Origin of the sequence: Rathayibacter sp. AY1C4 (assembly GCF_002932195.1) — a bacterium.
Taxonomy (GTDB): domain Bacteria; phylum Actinomycetota; class Actinomycetes; order Actinomycetales; family Microbacteriaceae; genus Rathayibacter.
Map to the genome: position 1 here is coordinate 43,200 of NZ_PSWE01000019.1, position 14,895 is coordinate 58,094.

Sequence of the window (14,895 nt, forward strand, 5' to 3'; positions counted from 1 at the left end):
GGGAGCGGCGCCGCGGCGGGACGAGTCAGTCGGAGACGCGGACCGAGCGGTCGAAGGCGACGTAGCCCGAGAAGTCCTTGCCGACGCGGTCGAACGCCGTCGGGTAGGGGTGCGGGTACGACCAGGCCTTGTCCTTCTGCAGGCCGTCGCCGGTCTGCACCGAGAAGTACTGGCACTCGCCCTTCCACGGGCAGGTGTAGGGCGTGGGGCTCTCGACGAGCACGCCCTCGGCGATGCTCGACGGCGGGAAGTACCAGTTGCCCTCGATCGAGATCAGGTCGGAGTCGGGGGCGTCGGCGAGGACGACGTCGTTGAGGACGGCTTTCATGCGGGCCAGCTTTCGGTCGGGGCGGGGGGCGGAGGGACCGCCTCCGCCGAACGCTACGCCGGGGGCGGGCGAGTGGTCGAGGCGGCGGCTCGGATCCGCAGGGGCTTGTGCGCTCCGCGGACGCCCTGCACCGCTCGGAGGCCGCGCCCGCCGGAGCGGCGGGTCAGCGGAGGACCGCCACCTCGTCGACGGTGTCGACCCGGGCGGCGGCGCGGACCTCGTCCGCCCGCCCCTCGGCGGCGAGCAGGCGGCCGGACTCGGACGCGGTGAGCAGATGCGCGCACGCCCGGCGCAGGCCCTCGTAGGACGCGCAGGCCACCGCGGCCTCGGGCGAGACGTGGTCGATGCCCAGCCCGATGAGCGCGTCGACGACGGCGCCGGCCGCCAGCTGGTCCTCCATCGCGAACCGCGCCGCTCCGCTGTCGTCGACGTCGCCGAGTGCGATCACGTTGACGCTGGTGCGCCCGCCGTTCTCGTGCTGGCGCTCCAGGATCCAGCGGGCGACGGCCGAGCGGTCGGCCAGGCCCGCGCGGACGACGCGGCCCTCCACTCCCCCGAGGTCGGGGCTCTCGCCTCCGGGCAGAGCGTCGACGAGCACCGTGACGTGGGCGGGGGCGAGCACGCGGAGGGCGCGGGCCCCCCACTCGAAGCGGATCTGGTAGGTCGACTGGTCGACGGAGGCGGCGGGAGCGGTCACCCTGACACGGTAGCGAGCCCCGGAGGCGCATACACGTCCGGGGCTCCGCGCGCACCCGGTTCCCGCGCAGGGGCGGGCGGAGGAGGATGTCCCTCGTGAAGGTGATGCTCAAGCACGTGCTCGACACCGACGCCGACTCCGCCTGGCGCGCCCTGCAGAGTCCGGCCGTGTTCCGGGAGGTGATGTCCCCGCTCCTGACCGCCGCGTCGCTGGACGAGGGCGGCTTCCGCCCGACCTGGGGGCTCGGCTCCCACGAGGTCGCGATGGACGCCCTCGGGATCGTGCCGATGGGCGCGCAGGAGATCGACCTCTCCTACCGCCGCGTCCCCTCGATGCCCGACGTGCGGATCCTGCGCGACAGCGGCGGGCCCCTCACGGGCTCCCTCCGCCTCATCACCGCGTGGGACCACCGCATGGCCGTGGCCCCGCTCCCCGACGGGCGCACGCTCTTCCGCGACCGCCTCGAGTTCTCGGCGGGTCTCGCCTCGGCCGCGCTCTGGCCTTCGATGTGGGCGTTCTGGCAGTGGCGCGGCATCCGCATCCGCTCCCTCGCCCCGTCCTGGCGCCACGATCTCGGTGCCGACACCCGCCCGCGCGGGGAGTCCGCCGCATGAGCCCCGACGGCGTCGCCGAGGAGGAGACCGAGCTGTCGCGCTCGGAGCTCCTGCGCCTCCAGTGGCCCTCCGCCGACGAGGAGGAGCAGGACGACGACGGCGTCTCGCCCCGCCGCCGCCTCACGACGGCGGTCGAGGTGTCGGACTGGCGCCGCCATGTCCAGGCCCTCTACGCGGAGGTGCGCCGGCTCTCGAACGTGGACCTGCTCGCCGCGCACGCGTCCTGGATCCGCGGGCGCAACGCGCTCTTCGCGCAGCACCCCTCCACCCCCCTCCTCCCGGCCGACCGCGCGCACTTCCGCTCGCTGCCGATCGCGCCCTACGACGCGGCCTGGCGCTTCGAGCTCGAGGTGGCCCCGGCCGAGGAGGCGCGGCGGATGGACGTGGAGACCGGCACCGACGGCACCGTCCCCTTCGAGCTGATCGGCACGGTCGAGGTGCCGGACACCGGCAGCCTCGACGTCTGGCGCCTGGCGTCCTACGGCGGAGGCCTGTTCCTGCCGGTCAAGGACGCCCTCGCGGGGACACCCGGCGGCACCTACGGCGGCGGCCGCTACCTCCTGGACACCGTGAAGGGCGCCGACCTCGGCCCGGGCTCCGCCCCGGGGACGCTGGTGCTCGACTTCAACTTCGCCTACAACCCCTCCTGCGCCTACGACCCGGCCTGGGCCTGCCCGCTCGCCCAGGCGGGCAACCGGCTGCCGGTCGAGGTGCCGGTCGGCGAGCGCTACCGGGGCTGACACCGACCCTGGACGTTCTCGGAGGGGCGGCCGATAGCCTCCGGGCGGCGCCGTCGTGCGCCGGAAAGCAGGAAAGCCGCATGCCCCGTCCCGTCCTCCTCGTCACCGGAACCTCCACCGGCATCGGCCGCGCCACAGCGATCGAGGCCGCGCGCGCGGGCTGGCGGGTGGTCGCCACCGTGCGGGATCCGGAGCGGGCGGAGGGCCTGCACGCCGCCGCCGCCGAGGCCCGCGTCGAGCTCGACCTGCGGGCGCTCGACCTGACCGACGCGGACTCCGTCGCCGGCTGCCTCCGCGCCGTGGAGGAGGAGCTCGGCGGTCTCGACGCCCTCGTGAACAACGCCGGAGCCGGCCACCTCGGCACCCTCGAGCTGGAGGATCCGGAGGAGCTGCGCCGCGTGATGGAGGTCAACTTCTTCGGCACCGTCGCGGTCACCCGCGCCGCGCTGCCGATGCTGCGCTCGTCCCGCGGCCGCATCGTCACCGTCTCGAGCGTCGGCGGCGCGATCGGGCAGCCGTTCAACGAGGACTACTGCGCGGCGAAGTTCGCGGTCGAGGGGTTCTTCGAGGCACTCGCCCCCGTCGCCGCCTCCGTCGGCGTCCACGTGTCGCTGATCGAGCCGGGAGCGGTCCGCAGCAGCTTCGTCGAGAACGTCGGCATCGACGCGGCGGCGATGCTCGCGCAGGCCGGCCCCTACTCGCCGGCGCTCGGCGCCTACCTCGACCGCGCCGCGTCGTCCTTCTCCTCGACCCACGCGCAGGACCCGTCCGACGTCGCCGCCGTCATCCTGAAGACCCTGCGCGACCCGGAGCCGGCCTTCCGCGTGCAGACCTCGGACTGGGCGGGCGACTTCGTCGGGACCAAGCTGAGCGACCGCGACGGCTCCCGCGTGCAGGCCGCGATGCGCGGATGGATCGGCATCCACTAGAGTGGGATGGTGCGAGCGCAGCGACTGCGCTCCCCCGCGTCGTAGAACGCCCCTTGTCCCCTAGGACTCTGACCGTCGAGGATCCGTCCCGACCATCTGGCGCACGTGCATGAGGCCCCCGGCCGCGCGCACCGAATCGTACGGCGAACGGATGTGACCACCGTCACCTTCGCCCGAACGCCGATCACCCGCGCCCCGGCCACCGCCCGCGCGTCCTCGATCGGCATGATGCCCCCGAAAGGCACCACTCCATGTCGAACACCCCCCTCTCCTTCAGCGCCCTCGGCGTGCCGGCCCCCCTCGTGGCCGCGCTCACCGCGAGCGGCATCACCGAGCCCTTCCCGATCCAGGTCGACACGCTGCCCGACACCCTCGGCGGACGCGACGTCCTCGGCCGCGGCAAGACCGGCTCCGGCAAGACCCTCGCCTTCTCCATCCCGATGATCGCCCGACTCGGCGGCTCGCTCGCCGGCGGACGCCGCCGCCCCGGCCGCCCGCTCGGACTCGTCCTCGCGCCGACCCGCGAGCTCGCCACGCAGATCACCGCCGCGATGCAGCCCCTCGCCGACGCGTACGGCATCGTCACCACCACGATCTTCGGAGGCGTCTCGCAGCAGCGCCAGGTCGCCGCGCTCAAGCAGGGCGTCGACATCGTCGTGGCCTGCCCGGGCCGCCTCGAGGACCTGATGAAGCAGGGCTTCGTGAACCTCGACGCCGTCGAGATCACCGTCCTCGACGAGGCCGACCACATGGCCGACCTCGGCTTCCTGCCGGTCGTCACGCGCATCCTCGACAAGACCCCCCGCGGCGGGCAGCGCCTGCTGTTCTCCGCGACGCTCGACAACGGCGTGGACAAGCTGGTCAAGAAGTACCTCCAGAACGAGGTGCTCCACTCGGTCGACGAGGCCAACTCGCCGGTAGCGCTGATGACCCACCACGTGTTCGAGGTCGACGGCCTCGACGCCAAGAACGCTCTCGTGAAGACCCTCGCGTCCGGCACCGGCCGCCGCATCCTCTTCATGCGCACCAAGCACCACGCGAAGAAGCTCGCCAAGCAGCTCACCGGCCAGGGCATCCCCGCGGTCGACCTGCACGGCAACCTCTCGCAGGTCGCCCGCGACCGGAACCTCGCCGCGTTCGGCGCCGGCACCGTCAAGGTCCTCGTCGCCACCGACGTCGCCGCCCGCGGTGTGCACGTCGACGACGTCGAGCTCGTCATCCACGTCGACCCGCCGATGGAGCACAAGGCGTACCTGCACCGCTCGGGCCGCACCGCCCGCGCCGGCAGCGAGGGAGACGTCGTCACCGTCGTCCTGCCCACGCAGCGCAGCGACGTGAAGACCCTCCTCCGCAAGGCCGCGATCCAGGTCGCGCCCCAGCAGGTGACGGCCGACTCGGCCGCCGTCGCGAAGCTCGTCGGCGACGTCGCTCCGTACGTCACCCCCAGCGCCGTCGTCGAGCCCGTCCGCGGCCAGTCGCAGGGCGGACGCTCGCAGGGCGCCAACGCGCAGCGCAAGCGCGCGGCCCGCACCGAGGGCACCGCCGCACCCCGCGGCGGACGCTCGACGGGTGCCGCGACCGGCGGAGGCGACCGCCCCCGCCGCGACCGCACCGCCGCCGAGGGACCCGCCCGCGGCGGCGCCCGCGGAGGCCGCAGCCGCTCGGCCGCCGGCGCCCCCTCGACCTCGGGCGGATCGCGCTCGTTCTACAGCACCGCGACCGGCGGAGCAGCCTCGGCCGCTCCCGCCCGCGAGTCCGCCGGCGGCGGCGCCCGCCGCGGCGGCCGCCGCGCGCAGGGCTGAACCGTTTTGTGCGCCGCGTAGCGGCGCACCGCGGTCGACTTCAAGGACGGTCGCGGCGCGCAGAGCGTGTCGCGACCGGCTAGGTCCGATCCGCTCGCACGCGGATCGACCGTTCGCCTCGTGGGCAGCCGCGGAGCGGCGCACCGCGGTCGGCTTCAAGCACGGTCGCGACGCGCAGAGCGTGTCGCGACCGGCTAGGCCGATCCGCTCGCACGCGGATCGACCGTTCGCCTCGCGGGGAGCGGCTGGTCCGGGGGCTGAGCGTTCGGTGATCGCACCTCAGCGCTCGTCCTGATCAGGGCGCCGACATCACGAAGGGCCGGGGCCCGCGACTACTGGTCGCGGGCCCCGGCCCTTCGTCGTTCACGCTTCACCTCTTCGAGCGGAGTCCCGCGCAGGGAGCTCCGGAAGTCCTCACCGCGTCCTGATCAGGCGATTCCCTGCTGCGCCGTCGTCGGGCAGGGGCGCCGCCTCTCCTCGCCCGGTCACAGAGGTCCCGTGGACGCCGGATCCACGAGCCGAACGGCCGGGTCGCGTGCCGGCGGATGGGTCCAGGCGGACGCCCGACACTCCAGCCGGCCCGCCAATCTTGCGCACCGATAGCGGCGCGCAGAAGGGAGCGCCGCGGCCGATCCGCGCCGCTAGGACAGGCGGCCGACGGAAGCGAGCGCGGCGCGGATCAGCGCGCCCCGCCCGCCCTCCATCTCGGCGGAGATCGCGTCGGAGCAGGCCTCGTCGGGGGTCATCCAGGTGAGCTCGAGGGCGTCCTGGCGGGGGTCGCAGGTGCCGGTGACGGGGACGACGTAGGCGAGGGAGACCGCGTGCTGGCGGTCGTCGGTGAACGGTCCCATGCCGGGCATCGGGAAGTACTCGGCGACGTGGAAGGGGAGCGGGCTCGCCGGGAGGAGGGGGAAGGCCATCGGGCCGAGATCCTTCTCGAGGTGGCGGAACAGCGCGTCGCGCAGCGTCTCGCCGTACATCACGCGGCCCGAGACGATCGTGCGGGTGATCTGGCCGGAGGGGGTCGCGCGCAGGAGCACGCCGACCTCGGTGACCTGCCCGAGCCCGTCGACCCGGACGGGCACGGCCTCCACGTACAGCAGCGGGAGCCGCCGGCGGATCTCGGCGAGTTCGTCGTCGGACAGCCACCCGGAGTTCGGGTCAGGGGTGCGCACGCTCATGCAGCCATTCTCACCCTTCGCGGCTGGTGTTCCGACCGGCGGCGGCGATCCCGCACTCAGGGGGATGATGGTGCGATGGGAATCGACGCGAACGCGGTGCTGTGGTCCTCCTCCGAGCGCGACCGCGTCGGCAGGCCCCTCCTGGTGCTGCTGCACGGCTACGGCTCGCACGAGGGGGACCTGTTCTCGCTCGGCGCCTACCTGCCGCTGGAGCCGGTCCTCGCGTCCCTCCGGGCGCCTCTCGCCCTGGGCGGCGGGGCGAACGCGTGGTGGCCCCTCCGTGTCCCGCTGGTGCCGGACGAGCCGCGGGCCGATCCCGAGGCCGTCGAGGCGGCGGCGGCCGGTGTGATCGAGTGGCTCGACGGTCTGGAGCACCCGGGCCCGGTGGGGCTGCTGGGCTTCTCCCAGGGCGCCGCGCTGGCGGTGCAGCTGCTGCGGCGCGCGCCGGGCCGCTTCGCCTTCGCGGTCGCTCTGTCCGGGTTCGTGGTCCCGCTCGCCGAGGGCGACGACGCGGACGAGCGGCTCGCCCGCGAGCGTCCTCCGGTGTTCTGGGGCCGCGGGACGCTCGACACGGTGATCCCGGAGGAGCTCGTGCGGGACGCGGCGGCCTGGTTCCCGGAGCACACGGCGCTCGACGCCCGGGTCTACGAGGGCGTCGCCCACGGAGTCGGGCAGGCCGAGCTCGCCGACATCGGCACGTTCGTGCGTCTCTGCTTCGCCTGACGGGCGGGCTCCCCCGCGTCAAGGGCTCGCCCCCGGGCCGCGACCCCGGCAATGTCGGAGGTGGCAGGGAGGATGTTTGCATGCCGGACGTCCTCGAGCGCTTCTCCCCCGCCACGCGCGCGTGGTTCGAGGGCGCGTTCCCGGCGCCGACCGCCGCCCAGGAGGGCGCCTGGTCGGCCATCTCGAGCGGAGCGCACGCCCTCGTGGTCGCTCCCACCGGCTCCGGCAAGACGCTCTCGGCCTTCCTCTGGGCGATCGACCGGCTCGTGCAGGGCCCGCCGCCGGAGGATCCGCAGCACCGCACGCGCGTGCTCTACGTCTCGCCGCTGAAGGCTCTCGGCGTCGACGTCGAGCGCAACCTCCGCTCGCCGCTCGTCGGCGTCACCCAGACGGCGCTGCGGCTGAGCGCCGAGGGCATCGGCAGCGCGCCGGCCACGGTCACCGTCGGGGTGCGGTCGGGAGACACGCCCGCCGCCGAGCGGCGCGTGCTGCAGAAGACGCCGCCGGACATCCTGATCACGACCCCCGAGTCGCTCTACCTCATGCTCACCTCGGCGGCGCGCGAGTCGCTCCGCGGCGTCGAGACGGTCATCGTCGACGAGGTCCACGCGGTCGCGTCGACCAAGCGCGGGGCGCACCTCGCCGTCTCCCTCGAGCGGCTCGACGCCCTGCTCCCGAAGCCGGTGCAGCGCATCGGCCTCTCGGCGACGGTGCGCCCGCGCGAGGAGGTGGCCCGGTTCCTCGCCGGCCGCTCCCCGGTCGCGATCGTGGCTCCGGCGTCCGAGAAGCAGTGGGACCTCAGCGTCGTCGTCCCGGTCGAGGACATGTCCGAGCTGGGGACGGCGGCTCCGCAGGACGGATCGACGATGGGGGCCACCGGTCCGCAGAGCGGGTCGATCTGGCCGCACGTCGAGGAGTCGATCGTCGACCGGGTCCTCGCGCACACCTCCTCCATCGTCTTCGCGAACTCCCGCCGTCTCGCCGAGCGGCTGACCGCCCGGCTCAACGAGATCTACGCCGAGCGCCGCGAGCTCGCCGCGGAGCGGGCGCGCGAGGCGGGCGAGCCCGTCGCCGTCGGGGCCCTGCTCGCCGAGGCGGCCTCCTCCTCCGTCCGCCGCTCCCCGGCCGAGGCGATGGGAGCGGCCGGGGGCACGAGCGGCAGCGGGCAGTCCGCGCCCGACGAGGAGCCGCTGCTCGCCCGCGCCCACCACGGCTCGGTGAGCAAGGAGCAGCGCGCGATCATCGAGGACGACCTGAAGTCCGGCCGCCTGCGCTGCGTGGTCGCGACCTCGAGCCTCGAGCTGGGGATCGACATGGGCGCGGTCGACCTCGTCGTCCAGGTCGAGACGCCGCCCTCGGTCGCGAGCGCCCTGCAGCGCGTGGGTCGAGCCGGCCACCAGGTCGGCGAGGTCTCGCGCGGGTCCTTCTACCCCAAGCACCGGGCCGACCTGCTCCACTCCGCCGTGACGACGGAGCGGATGCGCTCGGGCCTGATCGAGGCGATCGCCGTCCCCGCGAACCCGCTCGACATCCTCGCGCAGCAGACCGTCGCCGCGACCGCCCTCGAGAGCCTCGACGTGGACGACTGGTTCGACACCGTCCGCCGCAGTGCCCCCTTCGTGTCCCTGCCCCGCTCCGCCTACGAGGCGACCCTCGACCTCCTCTCGGGCCGCTACCCCTCCGACCAGTTCGCGGAGCTGCGGCCGCGCCTCGTCTGGGACCGCGACGCGAACACGCTCACCGGCCGGCCCGGCGCCCAGCGCCTCGCCGTCACCAGCGGCGGCACCATCCCCGACCGCGGGCTCTTCGGCGTGTTCATGGTCGGCGAGCCGGGCTCGACCGGCAACCGCGTCGGAGAGCTCGACGAGGAGATGGTCTACGAGTCCCGCGTCGGCGACGTCTTCGCGCTCGGAGCCACCAGCTGGCGCATCCAGGAGATCACCTACGACCGCGTGATCGTGACGCCGGCGTTCGGCGAGCCCGGGCGCCTCCCGTTCTGGAAGGGCGACTCGCAGGGGCGCCCCGCCGAGCTCGGCGAGGCGATCGGGGCGTTCACCCGCGAGGTGGGCGCCGCCGCCCCCGAGACGGCCCGCGAGCGCTGCACGGCGGCCGGGCTCGACGAGTACGCGACCAACAACCTCCTCTCCTTCCTCGACGAGCAGCGCCTGGCCACCGGGCAGATCCCGGACGACCGCACCCTCGTGCTCGAGCGCTTCCGCGACGAGCTGGGCGACTGGCGGCTGGTGCTGCACTCCCCGTACGGGATGCAGGTGCACTCGCCGTGGGCGCTCGCCATCGGCGCTCGCGTCCGCGAGCGGCACGGGGTCGACGGAGCGGCGATGGCCGGGGACGACGGCATCGTCGTGCGGATCCCCGACACGGAGTCGGAGCCGCCGGGCTCCGAGCTGTTCCTGTTCGAGCGCGAGGAGCTGGAGCAGCTGGTCACGAGCGAGGTCGGCGGCTCCGCCCTCTTCGCCGCCCGGTTCCGCGAGTGCGCGGCGCGGGCGCTCCTGCTCCCGAGGTACAACCCGGGCAAGCGCTCCCCGCTCTGGCAGCAGCGGCAGCGGGCGGCGCAGCTGCTCGACGTCGCCCGCACCTACCCGACCTTCCCGATCATCCTCGAGACCGTCCGCGAGTGCCTCCAGGACGTCTACGACCTGCCCGCGCTGCTCCGGCTCGCCGCGCGGCTGGACGGGCGCGAGCTGCGGATCCTCGAGGTCGAGACGCCGACCGCCAGTCCGTTCGCGCGGTCCATGCTCTTCGGCTACGTCGCGGCCTTCATGTACGAGGGCGACAGCCCGCTCGCCGAGCGCCGCGCGGCGGCGCTCTCGGTCGACGCGACGCTCCTCGGCGAGCTGCTCGGCCGGGCGGAGCTGCGCGAGCTGCTCGACCCGGCCGTCCTCGCGCAGATCGAGCGCGAGCTGCAGCGCGTCGAGCCCGAGCGCCGCCTCCGCGGGCTCGAGGGCGCCGCCGACCTGCTCCGGCTGCTCGGCCCGCTGACGCTCGACGAGCTCGGGGAGCGCCTGGTCGACGAGTCGGTCGCCTCGGCGGACGTCGCGAAGGCGCCCGCGATCGAGCGCGCGGTGCTCGAGGCCGACGTGGCCGCGCTCGTGAAGGCCAAGCGCGTCCTGCCCGTGGGCCTCGGCGGTGAGCAGCGGTACGCCGCGATGGAGGACGCCTCCCGGCTCCGCGACGCTCTCGGCGTGCCCCTGCCGATCGGCGTCCCCGTCGCCTTCATCGACCCGGTCCGCGATCCGCTCGGCGACCTCGTCGCCCGCTACGCGCGCACCCACGGCCCCTTCACCGCCGCCGCCGTCGCCACCCGCCTGGGCCTCGGAGTCGCGGTCGTCACCGACACCCTGCGCCGCCTCGCGGGCGAGCGCCGCGTCTCGGAGGGCGAGTTCCGCCCCACCGGCACCGGGACCGAGTGGTGCGATGCCGAGGTGCTGCGCCGCCTGCGCAGCCGCTCTCTCGCCGCGCTCCGCAAGGAGGTGGAGCCGGTGGACGCGGCCGCGTACGCCCGCTTCCTCCCCGCCTGGCAGCACGTCGGCGGCTCGCTCCGCGGTATCGACGGCGTGGCCTCCGTGATCGACCAGCTGGCCGGCGCGCCCATCCCCGCGTCCGCCTGGGAGTCGCTGATCCTGCCCGCCCGGGTGCGCGACTACTCCCCCGCGATGCTCGACGAGCTCACCGCGACCGGCGAGGTCCTCTGGGCCGGCGCGGGCACCCTGCCCGGCAACGACGGCTGGGTGAGCCTCCATCTCGCCGACACGGCAGGGCTGACCCTCCCCGTCCCCGCCGCCGAGTCCGTGACCCTGACCGAGCTCCAGCAGGAGATCGTCGGCGTGCTCGGCTCGGGCGGCGGCTACTTCTTCCGCCAGCTCTCCGACGCGGTCGGCTCCACCGACGACGCGGGCCTCGTCGAGGCCCTGTGGGAGCTGGTCTGGGCCGGGCTCGTCACGAACGACACCCTGGCGCCGCTGCGCACCCTCGTCGGCTCGACCGGCGGCGCCCACCGCCAGCCGCGCGCCCCCGCCCGCGCCCGCGCGCCCCGGGGCCGGATGACCGCCCGCCCCACGATGGCCACCCGCGTGGGGCCGCCGACCGCCGGCGGCCGCTGGTCGATCGTGCCGCTCGCGGAGTCGGACGCGACGATCCGCGGGCACGCGCTCGGCGAGACGCTGCTCGAGCGGTACGGGATCGTCACCCGCGGCTCCGTGCAGGCCGAGGGCGTCCTGGGCGGCTTCGCCCTCGCCTACAAGGTGCTGAGCGGCTTCGAGCAGCAGGGCCGCGCCCGGAGGGGCTACTTCATCGAGAAGCTGGGAGCAGCGCAGTTCGGCACAGCCGGCAGCGTCGACCGGCTCCGCACGTTCGCCCCGCAGGACGAGGCGCAGGAGCGCTCACGCCCGGTGCTCGCGCTGGCGGCGACCGACCCCGCCAATCCGTTCGGCGCCGCTCTGCCGTGGCCGCAGGGCGAGGGGCACCGCCCCGGTCGGAAGGCCGGCGCGCTGGTCGCCGTCGTCGACGGAGCGCTCGCGGTCTACCTCGAGCGCGGCGGCAAGACCGCCCTCACCTTCACCGCCGACGAGGCGGCCCTCGCCGACGCGGCCGCCTCCCTCTCGCAGCTGGTCCGCTCCCGCGGGGTCGAGAAGCTGACCGTCGAGAAGATCGACGGCGTCTTCGCGCTCGGCACGCCCTTCGGCGACGCCCTCGTCGCCGCCGGCTTCGTCGCGAATCCGCGCGGCCTGAGGATGCGCTCGTGAGCGCCGGAGGGAGCCCGCGTGCCCGAGGGTGACACCGTCTACCGATCCGCCCACAACCTCGCCGAGGCGCTGGACGGCGAGGTCCTGACCCGATGCGACGTCCGCGTGCCGAAGTACGCGACGGTCGACCTCACCGGCGAGACGATCGACGAGGTCGTCCCCCGCGGCAAGCACCTGCTGATGCGGGTCGGCGACGCGCTGATCCACTCCCACCTCAAGATGGAGGGGAGCTGGCACCTCTACGCCCGCGGCGAGGGCGAGCGGCCGAAGTGGCACCGGCCGGCGTTCCAGGCCCGGATCGTCCTCGAGACCGAGGACTGGCAGGCGGTCGGCTTCGAGCTCGGGCTCCTCGAGATCGTCCCGCGCTCGGCCGAGGAGGACGTGGTCGGCTATCTCGGCCCCGATCTGCTCGGCGCCGACTGGGACGCGCACGAGGCGCTGCGACGCCTGTCCGCCGATCCGGAGCGGCCGATCGGGCTCGCGCTGCTCGACCAGCGGATCATGGCGGGACTCGGCAACGTCTACCGCGCCGAGCTGTGCTTCCTGCGCGGTGTGCTGCCCACGCGCCCGGTCGGCGGGAGCGGCGACCTCGTGCGCACCATCGCGCTCGCGAAGCGGCTCATCACCGTGAACCGCGAGCGGATCGAGCGCACGACGACCGGCAACCTGCGCCCGGGCCAGCAGCTCTGGGTCTACGGCCGCGACCGCAAGCCGTGTCGGCGCTGCGGCACTCCGATCGAGCGCGGTGAGCTCGGCGACGACGAGCTGCAGCTGCGGGTCACCTACTGGTGCCCGCACTGCCAGAGCTGAGGGGCTACTCCTCGACCGCGGAGCGGCGCCCGGGGACGTGCTTCTCGTGGACGCCGACGTCCGTCAGGCGCTCGATGCGGTCGACGTGGCGGCCGGGCTCGCCGCCGTCCGCGACGATCCAGCTGCCGACGAGGAGGAACCCGTCGCGGCCGCCGGCCGTCAGCGGGCCCGTGATCGTGAACGACCCGAGCGCCGGAGTCGAGAACGCCACGCGCACCGTATCCCCGTGCTCGAGTCCCTCGGCCGAGCGCTCCCCGCCGACCTCGTCAGCGTCCGGAGCCAGGGCGATGCTCTGGATCTCGGTCCCCGTGCCGAGGAAGACGTCCGCGACGACGAGCTCGCCGCCGACGGCCTGCCGGACGACCCCCTCGATCCCGTAGAGGCCGTAGCGCGGGGAGCGGACGAGGACGCGCACCGGGTCGCCGATCGCGACCTCGGCGAGAGCACCCCGGATCGAGGCGACGTCCCTCCGCGCGGGAGGAGCGGACAGGGCGTCGAGGATCGGGCTGGGCATCCGATCAGGGTAGCCGCTCCGGGAGCGCACCCGCCCGGCGGATCGGCGGCGGATCCCGGGCGGCCGGGGCGCCAGGTCGCATCGGCCGCCGTCGCCGCGCGCGACCGGCGGAGCGCCGGCCGGAAGGCTCCGGCACCGCGAGACCCCGGCACTGCGGAGACACCGGCACCGCCGGGAGACGCCGGTACTGCGGCAGGCACAGGCACCGCCGGGAACGACGAAGGCCCCGCCTGAGCGGGGCCTTCGGACGATGCGGAGTCGGTGGGATTTGAACCCACGGAACCCAATAAAGGGTTCTCCACCTTAGCAGGGTGGTGCACTCGACCGGACTATGCGACGACTCCTCAGCGCCCGCTGGCGGACGCACGACGACCATCATAACCGCACGCGCGAGGGCCTCGCGACACGGGCGCCCGCCCCTCCGCGGGAAGGCGAGAAGCCGCCTACTGGTCCGACAGGGGTCGGCCGATCGTGCAGGTCTCCTGCTGCGCGGTCTGCCCGGAGACGTCGCTCGGGAGGGTGACCGGCCCGTCGGGTGCGCTCGTCGCGGGGGCGTCGGTCGCGGGGGCGTCGGTGGCCGGCGACTCCGTGGCCGCCGGAGCGTTGGTCGCCCCGGGCTCCTCCCCCGTCGACTGCGAGCCGCCGCCGGTGGTGCCGCTCAGCGCGATCGGCTGGTCGGCGAGGAGCGCCGCGTTCAGCGCCGCCGCCGCGTCCTCGCTGGGGTACACGCCGTTGCCGTCGATGAAGGTCGGGTACTGCACGAAGACCACGTTCGCGAGGTCGACGTCCTTCACCGCGAGGCCGATCGACACGAGGGTGTTCACGTTCTCGAGCGAGGTGGAGAGCTGCATGTTCGAGACGGCCGCCTTCGCGAGGCCGTAGAGGTTCACCGGGTTCGAGAGCGTCGACGCGCTCTTCACCTTGCGCACCAGCGATGAGAGGTACACCTGCTGGCTCGAGATGCGGGTGAGGTCGCTGCCGTCGCCGACGCCGTGCCGGGTGCGGAGGAACGCCAGCGCCTCGGCGCCGACGAGCGTGTGCGTGCCCGCGTCGAGGTTCAACCCCGTGTACTCGTCCTGGATCGGGGTGGCGACGCAGACGTCCACTCCGCCGACCGCGTTCGACATCTCGATGACGCCCTCGAACTGGATGAGCGCCGCGTAGGGGATCTCGAGCCCGGTCAGCTGCTCGACCGTCTGCACGGTGCACGCCAGCCCGCCGGCCTCGAGCGAGGTGTTGATCTTCGCCGAGTCCACCGCGTCCGAGACGGCGCCGGTGGCCGGGTCGGTGCAGGAGGGGATCGGGACGTAGAGGTCGCGGGGGAAGCTGACGACCTCCACGGTCGAGTGGTCGGCCGAGATGTGCATGAGCATCGTGACGTCGTTGAGGTTCTCGGCACGCTCGCCGTAGGCCCCGGCGGCCGATCCGTCGGCGCTGTCGCTGCCGGCGAGCAGGATGTTGACGCCGCCCTCGATCGCCCCGATCTCGGGCACGTCGCCTCCGCCCGAGTCGATCCCTAGGTCGACGGACGGACGCGCGCTCCCGGCGATCAGCGAGGCGGCGATCGCCACGATGCAGACCGCGCTGAGCACGCCGACGCCCACGCAGGCTGCGAGGATCCGCGCGGCGAAGCGCACGCCGCTCGGGCGGCGCAGGCGGCCGTGCCGTGCTGCTGTGGTCCGGGTGGACGCGCGTTCGCTCATCGGGTCGTACTCTCTCTCGGCTGCGGGACGCGTGTCGTCCCGGAGTCAGCGCGCGAGGTGGAGAGCACCCGTGGTGCCGCCCGCCCTCGGC

General features: G+C 74.3%; 12 protein-coding genes and 1 tRNA gene. 7 read left to right on the plus strand and 6 right to left on the minus strand.

Translation table 11 applies throughout. The features are described 5' to 3' along the window. Positions 1 to 25 precede the first annotated feature (25 nt). Together C5C99_RS11005 and C5C99_RS11010 are read right to left on the minus strand one after the other, a co-directional pair. On the minus strand, positions 26 to 328 hold the full coding sequence (locus C5C99_RS11005) for a DUF427 domain-containing protein (RefSeq protein ID WP_104224584.1): 303 nt from the start codon (positions 326 to 328) through the stop codon (positions 26 to 28). A 163-nt stretch (positions 329 to 491) separates the two neighbouring features. Then, positions 492 to 1,025 (minus strand): 2-phosphosulfolactate phosphatase, encoded by a 534-nt coding sequence (locus C5C99_RS11010; RefSeq protein WP_104233930.1) that lies wholly within the window; start codon positions 1,023 to 1,025, stop codon positions 492 to 494. Positions 1,026 to 1,111: 86 nt separating this feature from the next. On the opposite strand from C5C99_RS11010, the gene C5C99_RS11015 reads away from it, so the two are divergent. The 4 genes from C5C99_RS11015 to C5C99_RS11030 all read left to right on the plus strand — a co-directional run bounded on the left by C5C99_RS11015 (position 1,112) and on the right by C5C99_RS11030 (position 5,110). Then, entirely contained in the window at positions 1,112 to 1,639 is a 528-nt protein-coding gene (locus tag C5C99_RS11015; protein WP_244248113.1) for a hypothetical protein, read from the plus strand. Next, entirely contained in the window at positions 1,636 to 2,379 is a 744-nt protein-coding gene (locus C5C99_RS11020; protein ID WP_104226769.1) for a DUF1684 domain-containing protein, read from the plus strand. Before C5C99_RS11015 ends, C5C99_RS11020 begins: the two co-directional genes overlap by 4 nt. A gap of 80 nt (positions 2,380 to 2,459) precedes the next feature. Beyond that, positions 2,460 to 3,308, plus strand: coding sequence for an SDR family oxidoreductase (locus C5C99_RS11025; protein ID WP_104226770.1), 849 nt, complete (start codon positions 2,460 to 2,462; stop codon positions 3,306 to 3,308). A 251-nt stretch (positions 3,309 to 3,559) separates the two neighbouring features. Next, a complete protein-coding gene (locus C5C99_RS11030) occupies positions 3,560 to 5,110 on the plus strand; it encodes a DEAD/DEAH box helicase (RefSeq protein ID WP_104225114.1) in 1,551 nt (516 codons plus the stop codon). Positions 5,111 to 5,751: 641 nt separating this feature from the next. Here C5C99_RS11030 and C5C99_RS11035 read toward each other — a convergent pair. Further along, the gene (locus tag C5C99_RS11035) at positions 5,752 to 6,291 is read right to left on the minus strand and encodes an NUDIX hydrolase family protein (protein ID WP_104225113.1); all 540 of its coding nucleotides are present in this window, start codon (positions 6,289 to 6,291) and stop codon (positions 5,752 to 5,754) included. Between the two features lie 75 nt (positions 6,292 to 6,366). Here C5C99_RS11035 and C5C99_RS11040 point away from each other — a divergent pair, with 75 nt between their 5' ends. From C5C99_RS11040 to C5C99_RS11050, 3 genes are all read left to right on the plus strand, one after another. Next, positions 6,367 to 7,014 (plus strand): alpha/beta hydrolase, encoded by a 648-nt coding sequence (locus C5C99_RS11040; protein WP_104273246.1) that lies wholly within the window; start codon positions 6,367 to 6,369, stop codon positions 7,012 to 7,014. Between the two features lie 80 nt (positions 7,015 to 7,094). After that, positions 7,095 to 11,777, plus strand: a complete 4,683-nt coding sequence (locus C5C99_RS11045) for an ATP-dependent helicase (RefSeq protein WP_104263214.1) — start codon at positions 7,095 to 7,097, stop codon at positions 11,775 to 11,777. Between the two features lie 18 nt (positions 11,778 to 11,795). Further along, a complete protein-coding gene (locus C5C99_RS11050; RefSeq protein ID WP_104247584.1) occupies positions 11,796 to 12,587 on the plus strand; it encodes a DNA-formamidopyrimidine glycosylase family protein in 792 nt (263 codons plus the stop codon). Between the two features lie 4 nt (positions 12,588 to 12,591). On the opposite strand, the gene C5C99_RS11055 is transcribed toward C5C99_RS11050, so the two are convergent. The 3 genes from C5C99_RS11055 to C5C99_RS11065 all read right to left on the minus strand — a co-directional run bounded on the left by C5C99_RS11055 (position 12,592) and on the right by C5C99_RS11065 (position 14,804). Beyond that, positions 12,592 to 13,101: a hypothetical protein gene (locus C5C99_RS11055; protein WP_258063685.1), complete on the minus strand. Its 510-nt coding sequence runs from the start codon at positions 13,099 to 13,101 to the stop codon at positions 12,592 to 12,594. A 253-nt stretch (positions 13,102 to 13,354) separates the two neighbouring features. Further along, positions 13,355 to 13,445 (minus strand) — tRNA-Ser (locus tag C5C99_RS11060). Positions 13,446 to 13,544: 99 nt separating this feature from the next. After that, positions 13,545 to 14,804, minus strand: a complete 1,260-nt coding sequence (locus C5C99_RS11065; protein WP_104226775.1) for an LCP family protein — start codon at positions 14,802 to 14,804, stop codon at positions 13,545 to 13,547. Positions 14,805 to 14,895: the final 91 nt, after the last annotated feature.